This is a genomic window from Aurantimicrobium photophilum, assembly GCF_003194085.1.
Classification (GTDB): Bacteria; Actinomycetota; Actinomycetes; order Actinomycetales; family Microbacteriaceae; genus Aurantimicrobium; species Aurantimicrobium photophilum.
Genome location: NZ_CP023994.1, coordinates 89,093 through 112,506, shown reverse-complemented (window position 1 = coordinate 112,506; position 23,414 = coordinate 89,093). Strand labels below are relative to the sequence as shown.

23 protein-coding genes and 3 tRNA genes are annotated in these 23,414 nt (G+C 54.3%); 14 read left to right on the top strand and 12 right to left on the bottom strand.

Annotated elements, in window-relative coordinates; genetic code table 11:
* Window positions 1-127 precede the first annotated feature (127 nt).
* Window positions 128-1,411, bottom strand: coding sequence for a M23 family metallopeptidase (locus AURMO_RS00575; protein WP_110232665.1), 1,284 nt, complete (start codon window positions 1,409-1,411; stop codon window positions 128-130).
* 159 nt (window positions 1,412-1,570) lie between these two features.
* Between AURMO_RS00575 and AURMO_RS00570 the strand changes: the two genes are divergently transcribed.
* The 3 genes from AURMO_RS00570 to AURMO_RS00560 all read left to right on the top strand — a co-directional run bounded on the left by AURMO_RS00570 (window position 1,571) and on the right by AURMO_RS00560 (window position 1,876).
* Window positions 1,571-1,646, top strand: a tRNA-Glu gene (locus AURMO_RS00570).
* Between the two features lie 29 nt (window positions 1,647-1,675).
* Window positions 1,676-1,749, top strand: a tRNA-Asp gene (locus AURMO_RS00565).
* A 51-nt stretch (window positions 1,750-1,800) separates the two neighbouring features.
* Window positions 1,801-1,876: transfer RNA gene (locus AURMO_RS00560), tRNA-Phe, on the top strand.
* A 73-nt stretch (window positions 1,877-1,949) separates the two neighbouring features.
* Here AURMO_RS00560 and AURMO_RS00555 read toward each other — a convergent pair.
* The 4 genes from AURMO_RS00555 to hemE are packed head-to-tail and all read right to left on the bottom strand — an operon-like array spanning window position 1,950 to window position 6,164.
* Window positions 1,950-3,053 carry a ferrochelatase gene (locus AURMO_RS00555; RefSeq protein WP_110232664.1) on the bottom strand — a complete coding sequence of 368 codons (1,104 nt, stop codon included), beginning with the start codon at window positions 3,051-3,053 and terminating at the stop codon, window positions 1,950-1,952.
* Window positions 3,050-3,736, bottom strand: a complete 687-nt coding sequence (hemQ, locus tag AURMO_RS00550; RefSeq protein WP_239406840.1) for a hydrogen peroxide-dependent heme synthase — start codon at window positions 3,734-3,736, stop codon at window positions 3,050-3,052. Before hemQ ends, AURMO_RS00555 begins: the two co-directional genes overlap by 4 nt.
* Window positions 3,733-5,088 (bottom strand): protoporphyrinogen oxidase, encoded by a 1,356-nt coding sequence (hemG, locus tag AURMO_RS00545; RefSeq protein WP_110232663.1) that lies wholly within the window; start codon window positions 5,086-5,088, stop codon window positions 3,733-3,735. The genes hemQ and hemG overlap by 4 nt, the downstream gene beginning before the upstream one ends.
* Window positions 5,085-6,164 (bottom strand): uroporphyrinogen decarboxylase, encoded by a 1,080-nt coding sequence (gene hemE, locus AURMO_RS00540; protein ID WP_110232662.1) that lies wholly within the window; start codon window positions 6,162-6,164, stop codon window positions 5,085-5,087. Before hemE ends, hemG begins: the two co-directional genes overlap by 4 nt.
* A gap of 62 nt (window positions 6,165-6,226) precedes the next feature.
* Here hemE and AURMO_RS00535 point away from each other — a divergent pair, with 62 nt between their 5' ends.
* The 7 genes from AURMO_RS00535 (at window position 6,227) to AURMO_RS00505 (ending at window position 12,944) form a co-directional block, all read left to right on the top strand.
* Window positions 6,227-7,492, top strand: a complete 1,266-nt coding sequence (locus AURMO_RS00535) for a glutamyl-tRNA reductase (RefSeq protein ID WP_110232661.1) — start codon at window positions 6,227-6,229, stop codon at window positions 7,490-7,492.
* Complete coding sequence (gene hemC / locus AURMO_RS00530) at window positions 7,485-8,411, top strand: hydroxymethylbilane synthase (protein WP_110232660.1); 927 nt, start codon at window positions 7,485-7,487, stop codon at window positions 8,409-8,411. Before AURMO_RS00535 ends, hemC begins: the two co-directional genes overlap by 8 nt.
* Window positions 8,408-9,154 (top strand): uroporphyrinogen-III synthase, encoded by a 747-nt coding sequence (locus AURMO_RS00525; RefSeq protein WP_110232659.1) that lies wholly within the window; start codon window positions 8,408-8,410, stop codon window positions 9,152-9,154. The genes hemC and AURMO_RS00525 overlap by 4 nt, the downstream gene beginning before the upstream one ends.
* Window positions 9,151-10,125, top strand: a complete 975-nt coding sequence (gene hemB / locus AURMO_RS00520; RefSeq protein ID WP_110232658.1) for a porphobilinogen synthase — start codon at window positions 9,151-9,153, stop codon at window positions 10,123-10,125. Before AURMO_RS00525 ends, hemB begins: the two co-directional genes overlap by 4 nt.
* A complete protein-coding gene (gene hemL, locus AURMO_RS00515; RefSeq protein ID WP_110232657.1) occupies window positions 10,122-11,432 on the top strand; it encodes a glutamate-1-semialdehyde 2,1-aminomutase in 1,311 nt (436 codons plus the stop codon). Before hemB ends, hemL begins: the two co-directional genes overlap by 4 nt.
* Before the next feature lie 47 nt (window positions 11,433-11,479).
* Complete coding sequence (locus tag AURMO_RS00510) at window positions 11,480-12,040, top strand: TetR/AcrR family transcriptional regulator (RefSeq protein WP_110232656.1); 561 nt, start codon at window positions 11,480-11,482, stop codon at window positions 12,038-12,040.
* Window positions 12,041-12,332: 292 nt separating this feature from the next.
* The gene (locus AURMO_RS00505) at window positions 12,333-12,944 is read left to right on the top strand and encodes a hypothetical protein (RefSeq protein ID WP_110232655.1); all 612 of its coding nucleotides are present in this window, start codon (window positions 12,333-12,335) and stop codon (window positions 12,942-12,944) included.
* Here AURMO_RS00505 and AURMO_RS00500 read toward each other — a convergent pair.
* Entirely contained in the window at window positions 12,941-13,315 is a 375-nt protein-coding gene (locus AURMO_RS00500) for a hypothetical protein (protein ID WP_110232654.1), read from the bottom strand. The genes AURMO_RS00505 and AURMO_RS00500 overlap by 4 nt on opposite strands.
* Before the next feature lie 110 nt (window positions 13,316-13,425).
* Between AURMO_RS00500 and AURMO_RS00495 the strand changes: the two genes are divergently transcribed.
* Genes AURMO_RS00495 through AURMO_RS00485 form a run of 3 tightly spaced genes read left to right on the top strand, consistent with a single transcriptional unit; the run spans window position 13,426 to window position 16,492 of the window.
* On the top strand, window positions 13,426-13,938 hold the full coding sequence (locus tag AURMO_RS00495) for a hypothetical protein (protein ID WP_110232653.1): 513 nt from the start codon (window positions 13,426-13,428) through the stop codon (window positions 13,936-13,938).
* Window positions 13,935-15,728 (top strand): ATP-binding cassette domain-containing protein, encoded by a 1,794-nt coding sequence (locus AURMO_RS00490; protein ID WP_110232652.1) that lies wholly within the window; start codon window positions 13,935-13,937, stop codon window positions 15,726-15,728. Before AURMO_RS00495 ends, AURMO_RS00490 begins: the two co-directional genes overlap by 4 nt.
* Window positions 15,725-16,492, top strand: a complete 768-nt coding sequence (locus AURMO_RS00485; protein ID WP_110232651.1) for an ECF transporter S component — start codon at window positions 15,725-15,727, stop codon at window positions 16,490-16,492. Before AURMO_RS00490 ends, AURMO_RS00485 begins: the two co-directional genes overlap by 4 nt.
* On the opposite strand, the gene AURMO_RS00480 is transcribed toward AURMO_RS00485, so the two are convergent.
* From AURMO_RS00480 to AURMO_RS08860, 6 genes are all read right to left on the bottom strand, one after another.
* Entirely contained in the window at window positions 16,489-16,974 is a 486-nt protein-coding gene (locus tag AURMO_RS00480; RefSeq protein WP_110232650.1) for a hypothetical protein, read from the bottom strand. The two genes, AURMO_RS00485 and AURMO_RS00480, sit on opposite strands and share 4 nt — an antisense overlap.
* Window positions 16,975-17,097: 123 nt before the next feature.
* Entirely contained in the window at window positions 17,098-20,682 is a 3,585-nt protein-coding gene (metH, locus tag AURMO_RS00475; RefSeq protein ID WP_110234815.1) for a methionine synthase, read from the bottom strand.
* A 37-nt stretch (window positions 20,683-20,719) separates the two neighbouring features.
* Window positions 20,720-21,448: a dienelactone hydrolase family protein gene (locus AURMO_RS00470; RefSeq protein ID WP_110232649.1), complete on the bottom strand. Its 729-nt coding sequence runs from the start codon at window positions 21,446-21,448 to the stop codon at window positions 20,720-20,722.
* A gap of 2 nt (window positions 21,449-21,450) precedes the next feature.
* Entirely contained in the window at window positions 21,451-22,383 is a 933-nt protein-coding gene (ppk2, locus tag AURMO_RS00465) for a polyphosphate kinase 2 (protein WP_110232648.1), read from the bottom strand.
* 41 nt (window positions 22,384-22,424) lie between these two features.
* The gene (locus AURMO_RS00460) at window positions 22,425-22,910 is read right to left on the bottom strand and encodes a Pr6Pr family membrane protein (RefSeq protein ID WP_162532618.1); all 486 of its coding nucleotides are present in this window, start codon (window positions 22,908-22,910) and stop codon (window positions 22,425-22,427) included.
* A gap of 8 nt (window positions 22,911-22,918) precedes the next feature.
* On the bottom strand, window positions 22,919-23,074 hold the full coding sequence (locus tag AURMO_RS08860; RefSeq protein WP_162532617.1) for a hypothetical protein: 156 nt from the start codon (window positions 23,072-23,074) through the stop codon (window positions 22,919-22,921).
* 60 nt (window positions 23,075-23,134) lie between these two features.
* Here AURMO_RS08860 and AURMO_RS00455 point away from each other — a divergent pair, with 60 nt between their 5' ends.
* Entirely contained in the window at window positions 23,135-23,350 is a 216-nt protein-coding gene (locus AURMO_RS00455; RefSeq protein ID WP_110232646.1) for a DUF5652 family protein, read from the top strand.
* Window positions 23,351-23,414: the final 64 nt, after the last annotated feature.

Genomic DNA, 23,414 nt, shown 5'->3' with positions numbered 1-23,414 from the left:
GAGGTGTTGTGAGTGAACTATTTGGTTGCAAAGAAATACTCCCCAGAAATTGGATACTGATTAATCAGTCCAACTTTTGGGGAGCAGTTCACTGTTGAGCGGGGGTTCTTTGTGTTACGACGAATCTTTAGAGCGGAGCGCCTCGGTCTGCCATGAAGGGCTCGGGGTCAATACCGTTGAAGGCGGGGCTGTCGTGCACCTCGAAGTGAACGTGGCAACCGGTGGCCAGACCCGTAGCACCCACACGAGCAATAAGTGTTCCTGGGCCGACGGTGTCGCCATAGCCAACTTCAATGCCACCCGAGGTGACGTGGCCGTAGCGAGTACGAATACCACCACCGTGGTTAATCTCCACCATGTAGCCGTAACCGCCACCGATTGCGCCGGCATAGGTCACGCGACCACCAGAGGCGGCATAGATTGGTGAGCCACAGCCCGCGGCAAGGTCTGTTGCGTTGTGGAAGGAACCAGTCCAGCCCACACCGGGAATGTAGAAGTTATCGCGAGGACCCCACGAGCTCGAGATGTATCCATTGGGAACCGGGTGGGTCCACCCTGCACCCGAAACGGAAATGCCTCGTGCCGCTGCTTCAGCAGCTGCGCGCTCAGCAGCGATACGTGCAGCCTCGGCAACACCCGCCTCATAGCCAGCAACCGTTGCCGCGGTGGCGTCTTGCAGCGCAGCAAGCTGAGCTTGCATGATCATCTGCTGGTTTTCGCTCTCGGTTAGTTTTGCCTGAGCAGCTTCCTGTGCAGCAGTTGCAGCGGTGAAAGCTGCCTCAGCTTGTGCACGAAGTTCATCACGTGCCTTGAGAGCAACCTTGGCCTGCTTCGACAGCGAAGCAGCCTCGTTCTGTGCTGTCTGGGCGGTGGCATAAATGGCGTTCGATCGTTCCGCGAGCTTACTCATACTGCCGAGCTTGCTCAGGAGTTTGTCTGCACCGTCTGAGGTCTTCTCCATCAGCAGATTCATGCTGAGATCACTACCGCCGGAGCGATACAACTGAGCAGCGAGACGACCAGCCTGGGCAGCTGCAGCATCTGCTTCTGCCTGGCTCTTCGTTGCTTGAGCTTCGAGCTGACCTGCGGTCTGTTCGGCTGCGCCGAACTTCTTCATGGCAACGCCGTATTCTTCACCCTTTTTCGTAGCTTCAGCTATGGCAGCTTCCGTCTCCGCTTGGAGCTGGGCGATGAGGCCTTGAATCTGAGCAATCTGTGCCGTCTTCGCAGCCTCATTACCGCGAGCGTTTTCCACGTCAGCCCAGGAGGGGTAATCAGTTGCCGAAGCAGACTGAGATACCACGACGCCAGAAACCAATCCTGCGATCGCGATGACAGCGATGGCCAGATAGGTCCGCGAATTACGCAGCAACAAGACGGACGCCTTGGGCGTTCCTTCGGTGCTTTTCATTCACTTCTCCTGTTGCATATAGGCACGGTCTCTTCGACAGTAACAAGCGAACTTGGAGAAAGCTGGGAAGGCTCTCCGAGCCTGTGGATACCTCGATTGGCGAACCGCACGCATTTTCCCTATGCTTATCTCTCGGTAGTTGCTTTATCTCTACTTCTTGGCCCCATCGTTTAGCGGCCTAGGACTCCGCCCTTTCACGGCGGCAACACGGGTTCGAATCCCGTTGGGGTCACCAAGATGTAGGATGAACTGATTACCAAGTAAGGCCCTGTAGCGCAGTTGGTTAGCGCGCCGCCCTGTCACGGCGGAGGTCGCGGGTTCAAGTCCCGTCAGGGTCGCGGATGCCCTTCTTCGGAAGGGTTTTTCATCTAAGCGGCTAGTTTGCTTAGGGCTCTGTAGCTCAGTTGGTAGAGCGCACGACTGAAAATCGTGAGGTCACGGGATCGACGCCCGTCGGAGCCACCACCAAACCCCCGCTTGCGCGGGGGTTTTAGATTTTCTGTCGGATGTATCAGTAGCAGATTTCAGAGCTTCCTGCTTACTCTGCGCTGGCCTCGGCTATGACTTTGAGTTCACGTCTCAAATTAGGGCAACACCCAGCCACACATTGGCTTGGCCAAGGTCCCAGAGGTGAGAGTGCTTGAGCAGCAGCTCCGTTAACCCGTTCCAGGATGAGATCCGCGATACCGTCTGTGAAAGCAAGACTGCTCCCAGGAGTGGTGACGCGAGCAAAATACATCCCCAGCTCTGACGCAGTTTCCTGTGCTTCGTTGTCGAGATCCCAAATTACTTCAACGTGGTCGCTCACAAAACCGATTGGAACAACGATGACGCCTTTCTTTCCCGATGCGTGAATATCCCGAATAGCGTCGTTGACGTCAGGTTCGAGCCAAGGTATCTGTGGGGAGCCACTGCGAGATTGATAGACGAGCTGCCATGACACCGAAGAAACTCCTAGATCAGAATGGACTTTATTCATCACTATTTCTGCAGCAGCAAGATGTTGAGCTTCATAAGCTCCACCTGGCTTTTCAAAGGTTTCTCGCAAAGCTGGTGGTCCACTCGTTTCACCCATGGCATCTGGAATGGAATGGGTGGCAAACATGACGTCGATTTCTGAATAATCTAGGCCGTCCTTGACCATTGCTTGGAGTTTGTCCTCAAGGTCTTCAATAACAGGCTGGAGGAAACCTGGGTGATCAAAGTAGTGACGCACTTTGTCGATGACCATTTTGCCGACGAGGTCATTGTCCGCCAGGGCTTGATAGAGGTTCTCTCGATATTGTCTGCACCCTGAGTAGGACGAGTAAGCGCTCGTGACCCACGCAAGAACGCGACGGTGGCCGTTGTCATACATTTCCTTGACGACATCAGCAAAGAACGGTGCACTGTTGCGATTTCCCCAATAGATCGGGAGATCAATCCCTCGTTCGGGGAACCTCTCCCTCATCGCGGCAAGGAGAGCACGGTTTTGTTCATTGATGGGGCTGACGCCACCCAGAGCTAGGTAGTGGTGCGAGACCTCTTCTAGCCTTTCTCGTGGAACACCGCGACCGGCGGTGACGCGCTCGAGATAGGGCATCACTTCGTCAGGACCTTCGGGTCCGCCAAAGGATGTGAGGAGTATTGCGTCGTAGGTCATGAGAAGTTCTCGGCAATCTGTGTCAGTTCAACGTTACGGCCGGTGAAAAAGGGAACTTCTTCGCGGACATGCATTCGAGCTTTGGTGTATCGGAGGTCGCGCATCATGTCGACAATTTCGTGAAGGTCTTCAGATTCGAGAGCAAGCAGCCACTCGTAATCTCCGAGAGCAAAAGACGCCACCGTGCTGGAAGTGATGCCTTCGTATTTGTGACCAGCAACACCGTGTTCGACGAGCATCTCACGACGCTCCTCTTCAGGAATGAGATACCAGTCGTAAGAGCGCACGAAGGGATACATGCACAGCCACTTCTTTGCTTCCTTTCCCAACATGAAGCCGGGCACGTGAGTCCGATTGAACTCTGCAGGACGGTGAAGTCCCATTCCAGACCAGGTGGATTCAAAGTGTTTGCCGAATGCAAGGTGGGAGAACTCTTTGAGAGCATCTTGAACTTCTTCTGCAGAGCTGGCATGTATCCACAACAGCAAGGCTGTATCTCCACGGAACCCTCGAATGTCGTAAGTTCCACGCAAGGTGAGGTCACGGGCAGTCAAGCTCGCAACCCATTCGGTGAACTCTGCTTGGGCAGCTTCCGGCAGAGCGACGGGACTCATCATGCGATATGACGTCCAGTTTGTGTATCGAATGGTGTCGTTGATGGTGTCGAATTTTGTTTCTGTCACGGGGTCATCCTTTGATAGTGATCACGAGTAATGCCAAGTAGTCCGTTTCCGGAAATGTAGGAGCCACACAGTTCGACATCGAGTTTTTGTGCAGTGTTTAGGAGTTGCTCTTGTTGGGCCTTGGCTGGAGTACTTGCTTGATAAAGCGAACCGGGCCAATGCTGAACTACCGCACTGTGAATAGTCGCGTCGTCAATTTGATAAAGCTGGGGAAGGTCTTCCTGGGCTAGAGAAATGAGATCACCCTCAGGAAGAATTCCGTCGCGGCCATAACTCAGGCGAATGAGATGGTGATGCTCTGGCAGGGCATTGTCCACCCATTCCCACTTGGCATTCACGTGAGTTGATGCCTTTGCGGTCACGTCACTGTTCTCTGACATGAGCGCGCCACTACCGAGGGGGAAGGAATCCAGCTGGGTCGATTCGACCAACAAAATCACTAGTGCAACATCGACGGAATGAGTCTCCGGTGTTGCAAGTTCAGCAACTACTTCTTGACTGTCACAGGACGTGAGGACGTGTAAAGCAGTACTGATTCCGGTTGCAATAGTCAGGTGGGTGCTGACGAAGGCTCCGTTACTCGTTTCACAGCGCCACTGGTCATTCTCCTGCTGGACACTGGCTACTTTGCTGTTGAAAGAGAACCAAACTTTCTTGCTCACCAAAAGTCGATAGAGCTCAGCGACGAGAGTGAACATGCCGCCATCAAGACTTGCCACAGCGGCTCCAGGACGCGGCTGGGAGGCGCGAATTTGTCGTGCTGCCAAACACAGAGATCCTGTTTCTCTCAGAGCTCGCAGAAGTGCGGGAATTGTGGATTCGGCCGACAGCGTGTGCGCTGACGAACCGTGAACCCCGCTAAAAAGAGGATCGACTAACTTGTCAACAAACTCAGAACCGAGACGTGTCTTAACCAATTCCGCCACGCTCACACCCTGCAGCTCACCGACTGGTTGTGCATCTAAGCGGCGAGCTTCTTCCAGTCCCTGCGGAGAAATGATGGAAGCGAGCTCGGGGTCCTCAAGTGAACTCGGGATCCCTAAAACACCATGTGGAATCGGATACCGAAGCGTCGGGGAGGCAACGATGCGCGCATCAGTTCGCTGGGGGGAAACGATGTGATCGTTCAAACCCAATTCATCGAGCAGCTGCAGGAAGCTCTCCCCGGCGGTTGAAAACGCTTCAGCGCCAGCATCGATATCAATCTCGCCAATAGTGACGGGTGCAATCAGTCCACCAGCGTGCGCTTCTTTCTCGAGAACTACAACCGTTTCGCCACGGGAAGTCGCCCGAAGCGCTGCCAGCATGCCGGAAATCCCGGCACCAATGACGACCCGATCTGTTTGAATCATGTTGTTGTGCGGTGGATGTATTCAGTAATTCGGGTGAGCACGTCTGGATCTGTTTCAGGGGGAACACCATGGCCCAGATTCACCACATGACCAGGAGCATTCAAACCAGAGGCGATAACTTCATCTATGTGTTCTGCCAACGTCTCCCAGTTTGCTGTCAACAGTTCTGTAGAGATGTTGCCTTGGAGAGGAACCTTGTTAGTGAAAAGTGCTGAAGCACGCTCTAGATCAGTGTTGGAATCGATACCCATCACAGTTGCACCTACTTCATGCATAGATTCCAAGAGTGACTCTGTTCCTACGCCAAAGTGAACGCGCGGAACCGGAACTCCATCCTTGTCAACGAGTAGTGCAAGCTGTGAAAACAATCGTTCTGAATAGGGCTTGGCAAATGTTTCATATTCATCCGGGCTCAGACGTCCTGCCCAGCTATCAAAAACTTGGAGTGCGCTCGCACCTGCAACGACCTGTGCGGAGATGAACTGTGCAGTGATATCTGCACACCAGTTCAAAATCTGAGCCCACAGCTCAGGCTGGTTTCGCATCATCTCTCTGGAATGGGGGAGCTCTTTCGACGGACCACCCTCGATGAGATAGGAGGCAAGAGTAAAGGGAGCTCCACCAAACCCAATCAGGGGAGTTGAAGCTAGTTCCTTCACAAGCATGCCAACAGCAGTTGTGATGGGAGCAAAAGCGTCGCCATCAATCAGGCGCAACGCATCGGCGGCTTCTTTGGTTCGCACCGGATTCTCCAACACAGGACCTACACCTGGCTTGATATCAACATCTAGACCAGCAAGTTTGAGGGGGATCACAATGTCGGAGAAGAAGATAGCGGCGTCCACCCCATGGCGTCGCACGGGTTGCAGAGTGATCTCGACAACCAGTTCAGGAGTGAGGCAGCTATCTAGCATCGCGATGCCTTCGCGCAACTTGCGATACTCAGGTAGCGAGCGACCCGCCTGACGCATGAACCATACGGGCAGAGGAGAGGTGCGGTGACCGCGCATGTTCAACACCAATAAAGATGCGCCAGTTGCGCCGGTGTTTAGTGGGTGTTCCGCGGGTAGATTCACAGGCTCATTCTCTAGAGCGGAGAGGCCAGAAAAGCTGACACAGTGTCAGAAGCCCAGTTGTTATGTTGAGCTTTGTGGCACTCGTCTTTATAGGAACCGACTTCCACGACACCCCGTTAACAGATCTCGAGAAGTTTGAAGCAGCTTCGGCGCAGGTGTTAAACACCTTGAGTCCGCATGATTCTTTTCTTGAAGGGGTCGTCGTGTTGGCGACCTGTAACCGTTTTGAGATTTATTTTGAGGCGGAGTCATTTCACGACTCCATGGACTATGTCACCTCTGCGGTAGCAACTGCATTAGGCGTTTCTTCCGAGGTAGTCACGTCCATGTTGAAGGTTCTCTACGGCGATAGTGTTCCGCAACACCTGTTCTCTGTTGCCGCGGGACTTGAGTCCATGATTGTTGGCGAGGAAGAAATATCTGGGCAGGTCAAACGCTCACTTTCTCTGGCTCATCAGCGGGGCTATGTTTCTAAAAACTTGAACCACTTGTTCCAAAACGCGGCCTCGGTTGCCAAAGCAGTTACGACTGAAACCGGTCTGGGAGCTTCTGGGCGTTCGGTCATCACGACGGCACTGGATGTGGCCTCTGAAGAGTTGGGCGGGATTGCAGGTAAGTCGGTCCTCCTCATTGGCACGGGCGCCTATTCCCGAGTAGTTTCTGCGGCGATTCAGAGGCAGGGCGTAGACAACATCTTTGTGTACTCACGTGCGGGACGGGCTGAGAAGTTTTCAGAAAATCATGAAACAACTCCCGTGAGCAAAGAGCAACTCGTTCAGGTCATGGCAGAGGTAGATCTCGTCATCAGCGCAAGTGGCGCTCCTGGGTATGCCGTCGATGTAACCCTTGCCCAGGAAGTCCTCGCCTACAGATCGGGCAAGTCAGATTTAGTGCTTATCGATGTCTCACTGTCGAAGGATGTTGCGCCGGAGGTGTCTCAGCTCGAGCAAATGAGTGTGATTGATCTTGAGCAGATTAAGCATCGGGCACCTCAAGAACACATTGAATCTGTCCTCACCGCGCGAGAAATCATTCATACTGCTGTGACTGATTTTGAAAACAGCATGGCGTCACGAAGTATCGATCCTGTCGTTGCCGCACTTCGTTCACACATCGGCCTTTGGGTTGATGAAGAGATTGAAAGTGTGAGGCGAAAGTCCGGCAATTCAGCTGCCGAAGAAGTGCAGAAGTCCCTTCGCAAAGTCACAAATGCCATCTTGCATGCACCGTCTGTAAAGGCCAAAGAGCTCGCTGTTGATGGCAATCACGATGACTACATCAATGCTGTTCGGCTTCTTTTTAATATCGAGGTGAACGAAGGTGGCTAAATTACGCGTGGGCACGCGAGGCAGTCTTCTCGCCCTCACCCAGACCCGACTTTTTACCTCCCAGCTATGTCAGAAGCATCCTGATCTGGAGATTGAAGAAGTCCTCATACAGACACAGGGTGACATCAGCACCGAACCGCTCAATCAATCAAAGACCCCGGGCCTGTTCGTCTCTGCCTTACGTGATGCTCTCCTTTCTCATGAGGTCGACTTCATCGTGCATTCCATGAAAGATCTCCCCGCCCAGCCCTTCCCGGGAATCGAGACTGCATGCATCCCCCTCCGTGAAGATTCGCGTGATGGGTTCGTGAGTCGAGGAAATATCCCTCTTATGCAACTGCCTGCAGGGGCTGTCGTTGGGACGTCTTCACCACGACGTGCGGCACGTATTCGGCAGTTGCGAACAGATCTGACCGTGACCTCCATCCGCGGAAATATCGACACAAGAATTGCCAAAGTCGAGCAGGGCGAATTTGATGCCACGTTACTCGCCATGGCAGGGCTAAACCGTATTGGGCGGGCTGATGTGGTCTGCGAAATATTTGAGAACACCGACTTCATTCCGGCAGCAGGACAGGGCGCATTGTCAATTGAATGCCGCTCGGAAGACGCTTATGTCCGAAAGCTTCTCGCTGTTCTCGATGATGAGGAGACCCGACTTCTTGTCGCAGCGGAACGTCATGTCTTAGTCGGATTGGATGCCGGTTGTGCCACAGCAATTGGGGCATGGGCTTTCTGGGAACAAGGAACCCTCATCCTTCGTGCAGAGTTGTCCGTGGAAAGCACGGGAGAGTCTCAACGGGTTGAACTCAGTGCTGAACTAGGTCTTGATGAGTGCCCACGGGCACAAGAATTAGGCCTCGAGATTGCTTCCCGCTTGAAGGCAAGTCCTATCGCAGAGCGGGTGGCTTGGAAATGAGCATACTCCTCATCCGTGCAAACAGAAATGACGTTGATCAGGCTGCACTTGACGTGCATGGTGTCGAGAGCATCGTCGATCCCTATCTGAGCATTTCCAAAGTTAACAATCCTGGAGGGATCGCTCGACTGCGTGAAGCGTTGATTGCACCGGGCAGCAAATGGCTCGTGGTGACCTCGACAAATGCCCTGTCTTTTTTTCAAGCAGAACTTAATCCTGGCGAACTTGAGCAGATTATTCAGACAGCGCCTGATCTCAATTTCGCAGCAATCGGCGCACAAACCGAGAAGCTGCTCAATGACCTCGGTGCTCACAACGTACTTCGTGCAAGCGAGGCAGATTCAGACTCACTGGCTTCGGTGATTGCGAAAACAGAGCCTTGTCCTGTCATCATCCCCTCGAGTTCTATTGCCATGAAGTCACTTTCCCGAACTCTGATCACACATGGCTTTGAGCTTGTGGAAGAAGTGATTTATGCGACTGAAGCCGTTACACATTTCCCCACGTCTGTGAAACAGATAGCCAACGGACAGATTTCAGGAGTGCTGCTTCGCTCCCCGAGTGCTGCTCGTGCCTTTGTTGATTTCAACGGGGTAGTAGACCTTCCTGTCTTTTGTGCTGGGCGCACAACTGCAGCGCAGGCGGGGGTGCTAGGTCTCTCCGTTTCCGCAGTGTCAGTCGACCCCAGCCCTGAAACAGTTGCCCTGACCATCTCCGAATATCTGAAAGCACACAGCTCATGATTAATCGTCTACGACGACTCCGGACAACCCCAGCGATGCGCGAGCTCGTTGCAGATGTCACATTAAGCCCCAAAAACCTCATGCTCCCCATCTTCGTAAAGGAGGGGATCACTGAACCTCGTGAAATCCCGGGCATGCCTGGTGTTCTACAGCACACAGAACAATCCTTCCTTCACGTCCTTGACGACGCGATTGCTGCCGGGATTGTTTCTGTCATGTTCTTTGCTGTTCCTGAAGAGAGAGATGAGGCAGGCAGCCAGGCCTGCTTGTCTGGGGGAATCTTGACTCGAGTAGTCAGGAAAGCCCGTGAGCACGTGGGCAACACGTTAGTGCTCGTTGCAGATCTCTGCCTCGATGAATTCACTGATCATGGACATTGTGGAGTGTTGGATTCCTCCGGAGCGGTTGATAATGACGCGACATTGAAGCACTACGTGGAGATGGCTTCCGTTCTCGCGGAAGCTGGAGCTGATCTCTTGGGAACCAGCGGAATGATGGATGGACAGGTTACTGCCATTCGTGACGGTCTAGATGCCCGTGGGTTTGTGAACACCGGGATTCTTGCCTATGCCGCGAAGTATGCTTCGAACTTCTATGGCCCCTTCCGTAATGCTGTGGAATCTCAACTTTCTGGTGATCGCAAGACCTACCAACAAGATTTTCGCCGAACCAAAGAGGGAGCTGAAGAGATTCTTCTGGACTTGGATGAGGGCGCAGACATGGTGATGGTGAAACCTGCCCTCGCCTATATGGACGTGCTCAGACAAGCGGCACAACTGTCTTCCAAGCCTGTTGCTGCCTATGTGGTGTCTGGTGAATATTCCATGGTGGAAACGGCAGCAGCTCAGGGCGTCATTCCAAGGGAAGCAACTATTTTCGAACTTCTTTATGCCCTCAAGCGAGCTGGCGCAAACATTATCTGCACATACTGGGCACTTGAATTTGCACTCAAACTGAAAGAGCAATCATGACCACTTTTGAGACGTCACTGCAATGGCACAACCGAGCCCAGCGCATCATCCCTGGTGGCGTGAGTTCACCTGTCCGAGCATTTCAATCCGTCGGTGGCACTCCCCGCTACTTCGTCAAAGGCGAAGGGTCGAAAGTTTGGGATGTTGATGGCAACGAATACGTAGACCTTGTGGGTTCGTGGGGACCCATGATTGTTGGTCACACTCATCCACATGTTGTGGGGCGAGTGAAGTCCGCAATGGAGAAGTCTTTCTCATTCGGCGCACCAGGACCGGGTGAAGTATTGCTCGCTGAAGAAATTGCTGCTCGTGTTCCTGCTTGTGAACGCGTGCGATTTGTTTCCTCTGGGACAGAAGCTGTAATGACAGCAGTTCGACTCGCTCGAGCTGCAACTAGCCGCAACCTGATCGTGAAGTTTGCGGGTTGCTATCACGGGCACAGCGATTCCCTTTTAGTTCAGTCAGGCTCCGGTATTGCGACGCTCGGATTGCCTAACTCACCTGGTGTGACGCCTGGCCAGACCCAAGACACCATTGTTGTTCCTTTCAATGACATTGACGCTGTGACGCAGCTCTTTACCGAACGAGGTTCTGAGATTGCCGCAGTGATCACTGAAGCAACCCCTGCGAACATGGGTGTTGTTCCACCCCTGCCAGGTTTCAACAAGTTCCTCTCAGACATTACGAAGAAGCACGGTGCGCTGTTCATCCTGGATGAGGTCATGACAGGCTTCCGAATCTCTCAAGGTGGATGGTGGGGAAAGTTTGGTACTGAAGAGGACTGGACCCCTGACTTGTTCACCTTTGGAAAGGTCATTGGTGGAGGTATGCCGCTGGCTGCCGTGGGTGGCTCTGCTGCCGTCATGGAACTTCTCGCCCCAAGCGGTTCTGTATATCAAGCGGGCACTTTGAGCGGTAATCCTGTTGCCACCGCGGCCGGTCTAGCAACGTTAGAGCTGTGTGACTCAGAGCTTTATACGGCACTTGATTCCAGAGCTCGTGAAGTGGGTTCTGCTATCTCTGATGCCTTAATCGCCGCAGATGTCCAACACAGTTTTCAGCAGGCGGGAAACCTCTTTTCCTTCTTCTTCACGCCTAATAACGTCTACAACTTTGATAACGCAAAAAAGCAGGACACTTCGGCTTTCGCAGTATTCTTCCATTCGTTGCTTGAACAGGGAATTTCGGTACCTCCGTCTGCATTCGAGGCGTGGTTTGTCTCCGGTGCTTTGACAGATGACGACGTGGACAAGATTGCCAAGGCCGCGTCAGTCGCTGCGCAACAAGTGAGACTGCGCTCAAGCTGAGAAATTACTGAAAGCGGTATTACCGCACGCTTATAGGATTAATCGTTATGGTTTCCCCGATTGCAGATACTCGCAGAGAAGCAATCTTGTCGGCTTCTCTCCAGTTGCTCGATGCCTCAGGCGTCGAGGGAATTTCCATGGCGAGTATCGCCCAGGCGACTGGATTGTCACGCCCCGCGATTTATCAATACTTCTCTTCCCGAGAAAACATTCTTGGTGAACTACTCATCAACGACATGGCAGATCTCAGCAATGAGATTGACCGTATTGTCTCTGCCGAACAAGAACCGATGGAACAAGTGCGTCTGTGGATTCACTACTCCCTGGCACACATGGCAAGCAAAGAACACCGTGTGGTGAGGGAGATTTCCGTAAAGAATCTTCGTGAAGAACAACGCGGCGAACTGATGGCAATGCACGGCTACTTTCTGACTAGCCTGATTTCGCCGCTTAAAGAGTTGGGTATCGAGGATCCTTCTTCTCAAGTCAGCCTGATTTTTGCTGCAATTACCTCAGCTGCAGAGCGAATCGATTCGGGTAAGCCTTTCATTTCTGAAGCAGCGGCTTTAGAAAAATTTGTAATTGCTGGAGTAGATGCCGCCCTCTAGCAATTTATTTTTTAGAAACTGAATTGTTTTTGCCCACATTTTGCCCACAAAACCCAAAGAACTAACCCGACTGTTGTGAACGAGTAGCGTCAAAAACCTAAGCGATATAAGGGTTAGTGACTGAAACTCATTCAACAGAATCATCCCCCGCACGACTGAAAATCGTGAGGTCACGGGATCGACGCCCGTCGGAGCCACCACCTCAAAGCCCCTGAATATCAGGGGCTTTTTGTTCGCCTCATTTTCAGGCGGTGCTCAGCTAGTTCCCAGTGATAATCCATAGCCTGTTGGCATGGGATTTCTAGATCGACTCTTTGGAACCAACTCCGATGAGGAGTACCGCCGCACAACCGATCAGGTTCGTCAGGCTTCAGCCGCACGCAACCAAGACGAGATTGCCGTTGAGCGTTACCGCTACCTCCTGCGCACGGCCTCGCCTGAAGCTATTGAACAAGTGCACGAAGAAGCCTTTGCCAAACTCACGCCGGAGCAGCGCAAGATGTTGTTTACCCAGCTCAGTGCTGATGCGCCAGCTGGTGAAGCACCCTTGAGCGATGAACCTCGAGCTCTTGCTGTCTCAGCCACCCGTTCCGAGATGCGCCAGCCCGGCACCATGGAACGAACACTCGGCCAGGCAGGACAGAACGGTCCAGGATTTGGTTCGATGTTTGCCAGTTCACTTCTCGGAAGCGTTGCCGGTTATGTCATCGCCTCAACGCTGATGAGTGCTTTCATGCCCATGGATATGGGCGGAGATATGGCCAGCGACAGCGGAGCTGACACCGGCGCAGATACTGGATCAGATTTTGGTGGAGCTGAAACCATCTCCGCCGATGGTGGCGGTTTTGGTGATGCTGGGTTCGGCGATGCCGGATTTGGTGACTTTGGAGACTTCGGCTTCTAGCCCATCAACAAGATTGAGGCCAAGAGCAAGAAAATCAGCGTGAAGATGGCGGGAGTAACAAACCGCACGACGTTGAGCCATGGCGCAAACTTGACCACCTGACGGCTAGCTGCCGAAGGTGACTTCACGAGTGCCAAATCGGCGGCAACTGCCATGGCCTCTGTTGCACTGGCGTATTGAACGAGAGCGCCCAAGATTCCTGACGCAAGCAGAATGCCAAGGGTGGCCAGGCTCAAAAACAGTGGCCCGCCTGCGAGACCGAGAGTGATCAGACCCACGGTCACAATGAGCAGAAACGTCGGCGCCATTTGGGACACCACAATCTGCTGACGATTCTTGTTCCAGAGTTCGAGAAATTCACGTTCAGTCATGTGCTCATCTTATGACTGGCTCTTGCCAGTACTCGGGATAAACTTGCACTACCGCGCACATCTCGGAAGCCTCCAGCTGCGCACATCATTGTGAAACCTCTGGAGAAGAAATGAAACTATTCCGCGCTCGCTCTGCTGTTGCTCTTGTTGCAGCAACCTCTTTTCTGCTTGCTGGTTGTGCTGCAACCACAACAGAAGCCACTAGCACCACAGCATCATGCGACGGTGTTGAAGTTGTGGTGAACTTCGGCATCCTCGATGGCACCAACAGCTCGCAGTGCATCGAGATTACGGGTTCTTCCGCCAAAGCTATTGATGTTGTCCACGACGCTGGTTTCTCCACGGAAGGCACTGCCACCTATGGCGATGCCATTGTCTGCCGCGTGAATGGTCTGCCTTCACCCACCGAACCTGTTGTGGTGGAGGGACAGGCCGAGTTCACGGAGAGCTGCGCAGATATGCCACCTGCTTACGCCTACTGGGCACTCTGGCAGAAGAGCTCTGACGCTGCCTCGTGGGACTACGCCCAGGCTGGGCTTGGCGACCTCACGGTTAAGAAGGGCGAGTCCCTTGGTCTCGTCTTCACCACCGGCGACAGCACTCCTACTCCTGTAGTCGAATGATCTCTCACAGCCGCGGACGTTGGGCTCCCTTCTGGGTGAGCCTGACGTTTGCTGCTGTTTTCATCCTGTTGCGCATTGTCTACCGGCTGGTCTTCGGAAGTTTCAGCTGGCAGGCCATTGGACAAGCAGCAAGTCTTGCTGTTCCTTTTGCCCTCGTCATCGTGGTCTGTGGTTTCCTTAGCGCGCTGGTGGATGTGCGGAAGCTACTGCCTGCGATGTCAGCGCTGCGTTATGGCCGCTCCATCGGAACAGCACTCGCTATTGCACTGTCCAGCTACCCCACCCTGATTCATCAGGTCAAACTGCTGGGCACAGCTCGCACACTCCGTGGTGTTCGATCTCGTTCAGCTTTCCTTGTTCCACTTCTGGAGCACACCATTGAGCGAGCTGTTGCTCTGGCAGCCGCCATGGATCTGCGTGGCTTTGGGGCAGGCAAGCCAGCGTCAGTGAATGATTCGGCTTCGATCGAACTAGATCACTTCACACTTCGTTACGGCAACAAGACCGTCCTGACTGACGTCACCCTCACCATCCCTGCAGGTGAGATCACTGTTCTCACCGGACAGACCGGGTCGGGCAAGACTGCAGTTCTCGAGAGCATTGCTGGCCTCAGCCAGCACTTCCACAACGGTCAGAACACAGGAACACTCACCGTGGGTGTGATTGATCGCAACCTCACTCCTCCTCGCCTCACCGCAGGGTTGATTGGGTATGTTGGCCAAGACGTTCGTCTCAGTTTTGCCGCCGCTACTGCTCGTGAGGAGCTGGAGTTCGGCCTACGCGTCAGTGGCCACACCACAGCTGAAGCCTCTAATCGTGCTGAGGAGCTTATCGCTCAGTTCTCTCTGGAGGCCTACGCTGACCAGCCCATTGAAATACTTTCTGCGGGAGAGGCAACCCGCGTTGCCATCGCTGCAGCACTGGCATTGCACCCCCGCATCCTTCTTCTGGATGAACCTCTTGCTGATCTAGACCGGGACGCTCGAGCTGAGTTAGTTGCTCTTCTCGCCGAGCTCCAGAAGTTAGAACAACTCACCATCGTGATGGCAGAGCACCACACCTCCGAACTCGAACGCCTCACACCACAGTGGCTTTCGGTGAGTTCTGGCGAGGTGTGTTCAGGCCAATGGGGTTCGGATGTGGACACGCTGCCTGCCCGTTCTCTTCCTGTCGTGGGATCAGATGAAATCTTCCAGGTGAGCAACTTTTCCGTGGTCCAGGGCAGCCGTGAACTTGTTCAAGATGTTTCGCTCTCACTCCATGTTGGTGAGATGCTCGCCATCACCGGTGCCAACGGAGTAGGGAAGTCGAGCCTGCTCCATGCCTTGGCTGCTACAGCTCCCTCGCAGAACATCTTCCGTCTTGTTCCCGAGAACGTGCGCTCCCTCTTCATTACAGAGACCCTCGAAGAGGAGCTCTCTCGAGCTGATTCACTTGCTGACCACAAACACAGCGGACTCGCTGCGATGACCTTCTGGTCTATCCTGGCGACCGAAGAATCTCCTGAGTTACTCAGCGTTCATCCCCGTGATTTGTCTGCAGGAACCCAAGTGGCACTGGCTATTGCACTTCAACTGGCGTGGAAGCCTCAGGTTGTCCTCATCGATGAGCCCACCCGCGGCTTGGACGCCCTCGCACGCACAGCAATGGCTGAAGTTTTGCGCTGTGTTGCCGAAACAGGAACGGCTGTCCTTTTTGCTTCCCACGATGAGGCTTTTGTTGCAGACCAGGGTTGCCGTGTTCTTGCGATTCGTGAGGGTGCACTCGTTCCAGACGAGGTGACCGCATGATTGAACGCCTCAATGTCAAGAATGGTTTTGTCCTCCTTGCCACAGTCCTTGCGGCGAGTGCATTTGCGTGGCCTCTCTTTGCCACGGCTCTTCCCCAACAGGCTCAGGCAGCTGTTCCCGTTGTGGTGTTTGCGCTCGTTCCTGCATTGATCGTGGTTATTTCGTTGCTCCTCGACGGAGCGGTCTCAAGTTCAAAGACGTTGGCACTTCTTGGACTGCTTGCCGCCGTGGGAGCGGCTGTTCGCATTGCAAGCACCGGAGTCGGCGGTTTCGAAGCTGTCTTCATCATTCTGATTCTGGGCGGACGTGCTTATGGTGCCCGGTTCGGTTTCCTGCTCGGAATGCTCACCATCGCGCTGTCTTCTATATTGTGGGGCGGTTTTGGCCCCTGGACTGCGTTCCAGATGTTTGCAGCGGGTTGGGTTGGCGCCGGAGCTGGCTTGATTCCAGGGCGCATCACATGTGTTGCTGACAAGGCAGCTCGACGCAGAGAGATTACGTGGCTCATTGCTTACGGTGTTATTGCGTCATATCTCTTCGGGGCACTGATGAACCTCTGGTTCTGGCCCTTTGGCGTTGGACCAGAAACGTCTATTAGTTATCTTCCCGCCGGGTCACTACCCGATAACCTCAGTCGCTTCGGGGTTTATACCCTGGTGACATCCACTCTCACCTGGGACACTGTGCGGGCCCTGACCACAGGAATTGGCCTTGCACTCATTGGTGTTCCTGCGCTGAAAGCACTGCGTCGGGCAAAGCTCTAGATATATACCGCTTCTTCGAGCGTGTGGGCGTCAGCGATGGGGTGTAATCCGTCGCGGTTCACCACATTGACGAATCTGCGCAGGACAAGCTCCATTTCGGTGGCGAACTGAACCAGATCGAAGTAGGTCGCACTAGGGTTTGGTCCCACGAGCATGTCCAGTGCGTCATCTTCGCCCAGTGAATCGGTCAATGCTGGCCCGAAGATAGCCAGCTCATCAATGTTGTTCATGGCAGCGAGCTTGTGGAGCACGTCACTCATCTCACCGAGTGCCTCCATGCTGACATTGCCCACACCTCCGAGGAGCACCTTTCGGCCGGCCATGTATTCCTTATAGGGAACAATGACCGCCTCAGGTTTGCGGTGTGCGCCCAAAACCACAGGAAGAGCATTCGGATCTGCCCGAAATGTCTTCAGAATCTTTGAAAAGTTCTCACGTGCATCGGCCACGCTGACGATGACATCGGGATTTGAGTACCACACGTTGCTAGGTTATCAAATGTGTACATAATTTTGTGTATTTTTTATGTACATATTTGAAATTGAGTTTGTGGGCACACAAAACAGCCCTTTCGGGCTGTCTCAACGAATAATCGTTACAGTGGGCTAAACGGAGAAGTATTTAGCCTCGGGGTGGTGGAAGACCAAGGCATCTGTGGACTGCTCGGGGTGGAGCTGGAGTTCTTCAGAGAGAACTACACCCACACGCTCAGGGCGCAGCAGCTCCACAACCTTCTTGCGGTCTTCCATGTCGGGGCATGCTGGGTAACCGAGGGAGAAACGGGCTCCGCGGTAGTCCAACTTGAACATTCCGGCTAGATCTTCGGGATCTTCGGCCTTGTATCCCAATTCTTCGCGGGTACGCGAGTGCCAGAACTCAGCCAGAGCCTCAGTGAGCTGCATGGCGAGGCCATTGAGTTCCATATAGTCGCGGTAGGAGTTTTCGGCGAACATCTTGGCGGTAAAAGTGTCCACCGTGGCACCCACGGTGACCAATTGGAAGCCCACGACATCAATCTGGCCACTTTCACGTGACTTGACGAAGTCGGACAGGCATAGGTGACGATCGCGTCGCTGACGCGGGAAGGTGAAGCGCAGACGGTCGGTGCCGATCGCTCCCCCACCAGGCAGGTCTGCTGAGCCACCGTCAGGTGCTAAAAGTCCTGGTCGGCCCAGAATTCCTTCAGGGTCATCGCCGTGGTTGAGGATGACGAGGTCATCACCTTCGGACACGGCAGGGAAGTAGCCATAGACAACCGAGGCATCCATGATGCCCTCGGCCAGGATGCGGTCGAGCCAGTAGCGCAGGCGTGGTCGACCTTCGGTCTCCACGAGCTCCTCATAGCTGGCACCATCATCGGCACGGCTGGGCTTGAGGCCCCACTGGCCCATGAATGTGGCACGTTCATCCAAGAAAGCGGCGTAATCGGCGAGCGCAATGCCCTTCACGATGCGTGTTCCCCAGAACGGAGGCGTGGGAACAGCGTTATCGAGTGCCACGTCAGAGCGTGCAGGCATGTTCTCGGGCTCGGTAACCTCGAGCAGGCTCTTCTTGTGGATGCGCTTCTTGAGTGCAGGCAGGCCCACTGAGTCAGGATCTGCTCCACGAGCAATGGCGACCAGAGGTTCCATGAGTGCCAGGCCTTCAAAAGCATCGCGCGCGTAGCGCACGGTGCCATTGAATACTGAGGCGAGGTCGTCCTCCACAAAAGTACGTGTCAGGGCTGCTCCACCAAGAATGACAGGCCACTTGGTGCCTAAACCGCGGTTTTGGAGTTCCTCGAGGTTCTCTTTCATCACCACGGTGCTCTTGACCAGCAAACCACTCATGCCGATGACATCGGCATTGTTTTCTTCAGCAGCCTGAATGATCTCGTTGATGGTTTTCTTGATGCCGATGTTGATGACGTCATAACCGTTGTTGGTCAAGATGATGTCGACCAAGTTCTTACCGATGTCGTGCACATCGCCACGGACGGTGGCCAGAACGATGGTTCCCTTGCCAGCTTCGTCGCTCTTTTCCATGTGGGGCTCGAGCAGTGCAACGGCCGTCTTCATGACTTCAGCTGATTGCAGAACGAAAGGCAGCTGCATTTCACCACTACCGAAGCGCTCGCCCACAATCTTCATACCCGCAAGCAGGTGGTCGTTGATGATTTCGAGCGGGCTTACCCCGTTGGCGCGAGCAAGGTCGAGGTCTTCTTCAAGCCCCTTGCCTTCGCCATCAATAATGCGACGCTCAAGGCGTTCTCCCACAGGAAGAGCAGCTAGCTCCGCAGCACGAGCGTCCTTCAGGCTGGCAGAGTCCACACCATCGAAGAGATCGAGCATGGTGGAGAGAGGGTCATAGCTCACGTTGCCATCGGCATCGTATTCACGACGATCCCACACCAGATCCAACGCAACCTTGCGCTGGTCTTCAGGGATCGACGCCAGAGGAACAATCTTGGCGGCGTCCACGATGGCTGAGTCGAGGCCTGCCTCAACGGCTTCGTGGATAAAGACCGAGTTCAGCACAGCGCGAGAGGCGGGGTTCAAACCGAAGGAGACATTCGAGACACCCAAGGTGGTGTGGATGCCGGGGTATTTGGCGTTGATCTGGCGAATTGCTTCGATGGTCTCGATGGCATCGCGGCGAGTTTCTTCCTGGCCGGTTGCGATCGGGAAGGTGAGTGCATCCACGATGATGTCGTCGACGCGCATATCCCAGTCGTTGACCAAAGTATCCACCAGACGGCTGGCAATACGAACCTTGTCTGCGGTGGTGCGGGCCTGGCCTTCTTCATCGATGGTGAGAGCGATCACGGCAGCGCCGTGTTCTTTCACCAACGGCATGATGCGACCAAAGCGTGAGGTGGGACCGTCGCCGTCTTCGAAGTTCACCGAGTTGATGACGGGGCGACCACCAATGAGTTCCATACCGGCTTGCAGCACAGCAGGTTCGGTGGAGTCCATCACGAGAGGCAGCGTGGACGCACTCGCAAATCGTGACACGATTTCGCGGGCGTCATCGGTGCCATCGCGGCCGACGTAGTCGACACACACGTCAAGCAGGTGAGCTCCGTCACGCACTTGCTGGCGAGCAATATCTACACAGTCATCCCAACGGCCTTCGAGCATTGCTTCGCGGAATGCCTTGGAACCGTTGGCATTGGTGCGCTCACCAATAGCGAGGAATGCGTTGTCCTGTGTGAAGGGAACGTGCTGATACAGGCTGGCAACACCTGCATCGTGCTCAGGCTTGCGCGGGGTCAGCTTCATGCCGCGGACGCGATCAACAACGGCCTTGAGGTGGGCGGGGGTTGTGCCACAGCAGCCACCAACCAGAGCCAAACCGAACTCTTTCACAAACTGTTCGTGAGCAGTGGCAAGTTCTTCTGGACCGAGTGGGTAACGTGCGCCATCTGCAGTGAGCTCGGGCAAACCAGCGTTGGGCATCACCATGATGGGAACCGTCGAGTACTTCGACAGCTGACGTAGGTGCTCGCTCATCTCGGCAGGACCCGTTGCACAGTTCAGGCCGATCATGTCGATACCCAGAGGCTCTAGGGTGGTCAGCGCAGCGCCAATTTCAGAACCCATCAACATGGTTCCGGTGGTTTCCACCGTGACCTCGACGAAGATGGGCAACTTGATGCCTTCTTCTTCGATGGCTTGCTTGCAGCCGTTGACAGCAGACTTGGTCTGGAGCAAATCCTGTGAAGTTTCAATCAGCAGAGCATCAGCACCACCGCGAATCAGGCCGACGGCCTGCTCAGCGAAAGTTGCCTTGAGGTTGGCATAGGTTGTGTGGCCAAGGCTGGGGAGCTTGGTGCCAGGGCCCATCGAGCCGAGCACCCACCGCATGCGTCCGTCTTGTGCTTCAAATTTCTCAGCACTGGCGCGGGCAATCTCAGCACCTGCTTGAGCAAGCTCAGTAATGCGGTCTTCGATACCGTAATCACCCAGGTTGGACCAGTTCGCGCCGAACGTGTTGGTCTCGACGCAGTCGATTCCAGCTTCGAAATATGCGTCGTGAACAGATGCCACAATGTCGGGACGGCTGACGTTGAGAATCTCATTGCAACCCTCAAGTTGCTGGAAGTCCTCCATGCTGGGGTTTTGATCCTGCAACATGGTTCCCATGGCACCATCAGCAATCACCACTCGTTCTGAAAGTGCTGTCATCAGTGCTTGAGAACGTGCTGGCATCAAGGGAATGGTCACCCTTGAAGTTTACCTTGAGCTTTTAGACCAGATGTTCGCCGAAGAAGGCTTCGATGCGTGACCACGCATCGGCTGCTTCGACGGGTCGTGGCTTGAACCCGATCACGGTGTTCATCAGGGGGCGCAGTGCTTTAGGCCCTGCTTGGGTGGGGTTCATGAAGGCATGGGATGCTTCGGGATAAACCTTCACATCGTGAGGAATACCTGCCTTGGTGAGGGCTGCTTCTAATTTGGGGCCAGCTCCCTTGAGAGACATATCCTTACCGCCGAAACTTGCCACGATGGGACAAGATCCTGCCAGTTGAGCATCGAGATCTTTAGCTGCTTGACCGTAGTTCACAGCGGCAGCGTCATAGCCCTTGCTCACGAGTTGGAGCGCAAAGCCGCCGCCCATGCAGAAACCGACCACACCGATCTTGCCTGTGCAATCGGGACGAGTGAGCAAGAGCTGCTTGGCTGCCTCCACATCCGTATAGGCCTGACCCACGCCGTCCACCAGTGCACGGAAGGTTGCCTTGAGGCACTTGCGCATTCCGCCCCGGCTATAAAGATCCGGCATCAGAACCAGATAACCCGCACTGGCCATCCGGGTAATCTGCGAGCGCATGGACTCGTCGATGCCGAATACTTCATGCACCATCACCACGGCAGGAAAGGGTCCCTCTCCATCAGGAACAGCCAGCACGCCCCGAAGCTCTTCATCTCCAGATAGAGAAATGGAGATGTCTGTGAGCTTCACATCAAACGGCATAGTTAACGCAGCTTCTTCACGACCGGAATTGCTGTGGTGGGCGTCTCGCCCTGGTCGTAGACCTCTGCTGGACTCCCAATCACGAGAGGATCATTCGGTCCAATGACGTTATTGTCTTTGCCGTCGTAATCAAAGGAGTTGAGAACCCACTTCATGGCTTCCAGGCGAGCACGCTTCTTGTCATTGGACTTCACTACGGTCCAGGGAGCAACATCTGTATCTGTTGCGCGGAACATTGCTTCTTTAGCTTCGGTGTAGGCATCCCACTTATCCAGGGACGCGAGGTCTGTGGGGGAAAGTTTCCAGCGCTTGACCGGGTCGGTGCGACGCTCTATAAAGCGGCGTCGCTGTTCTGCTTCACCAACAGAGAACCAAAACTTGAAAATCTTGATACCGGATTGGGCGAGCATGCGCTCAAACTCCGGGGTGGAGCGAATGAACTCGTCATACTGCTCATCAGTGCAGTAACCCATGACGCGTTCAACACCGGCACGGTTATACCAAGAGCGGTCAAACATGACGAGCTCGCCTGCTGCTGGGAGGTGCTCAACATAACGCTGGAAATACCACTGACTGCGTTCACGCTCTGTGGGCTTTTCGAGAGCAACAACACGAGCACCGCGAGGGTTCATGTGTTCCATGAAGCGCTTGATGGTTCCACCCTTGCCGGCAGCATCACGGCCTTCGAACACGATGATGACACGTTGACCTGTTTCTTTAATCCAGACCTGGAGCTTCAATAGCTCCACCTGCAACACATGCTTGCGGTGGTCATATTCTTTGCGCGTCAGCTTGGTGTCATAGGGGAAGCCCTGACGCCACGCGTCATCTTCTGCGAGAGTCTTCGGTGCATCATCGTCAAGAAGATCCTCGGCGGTGAAGGTCGCCTTGAGAATCTCGGCGGTGTCGAAGGTTCCGTCGCTGTTGGGGCTCATAGTTCCAGCCTAGAACTCGCAGGTAAACAAGCGGTAACTGCTTAGGGATGCAGGGGTTGCTTGCGCAGCTTTGCCCACGTGCGGGCGATGATCAGTGCAATAAAAGCGTTGATGGCCATAAAGGTGGCGATACCCAGAATGTAGGCAACGACGCCACCTACTCCGTTAGGTCCATCTGGCTCGAGGAAGGGGTAAGGCCACCATCCGGTGATCATTCCGCGAATGACGGTGAACGCCACCCACGCCAGGGGATAGAGCAAAGCCCACCACATTGCTCGGATACGTAAAGAAATGCGGCCGGAGGAAAACAGCCACTCCAGCACGATGACAACAGGAACCCACACATGGGTACTTTCATTGCACCAGGCAGGTGGTTCATAGCCTTCGGAAGGGATGTTCCTCAGCAACACGTTATAGACAACGCCGGTCACAATCGCATAGGAAAAGACCGAAACCCTAACGATGGTGAACAACCTGGTGTCTCTCACCGTGGTCCAGGCGAGATAGCCACCCACTGCAAACGCCACGATGTTAATCAGGCTGGACTGGATGGTGAAGTAGCTGAAGTACTTCTCAGATAGAAGGCATCATTGGCCACTTCGGACCAGATCTGGGTCACAATTGCTGCGAGAACCCACGCAGAAATTCCCCAGCGGACAAGGGCAGTGATTTTGCGCGACGTTGAGCTCACGAGCATGACGTTAGCACTTCATTCAGCTGGCTAACAGCTCTACGTTCATAGAATTGAGCTATGAACACTGATCAAGGCCTTCTCGCTGAACAGCCCGGAGTATTCGCCCTACTTGCTTTGCTGTTTCTATGGAGCTACGTGTGGAAAGCTTTTGCCCTTTACCGCGCTGGCTCACTTAAGTCGGTGCCCTGGTTCGTGGTGCTGTTTATTCTCAACACCGCAGGAATCCTCGAGATCCTTTACCTCTTCGTTTTCAGCAAGCGCAAGAAGGACTAGTCCTCCTCTGACGTGGTGTGAAGAAGTCTATTCAGGCCACGGTCTTTCGTGCTGTCGAGAGTAG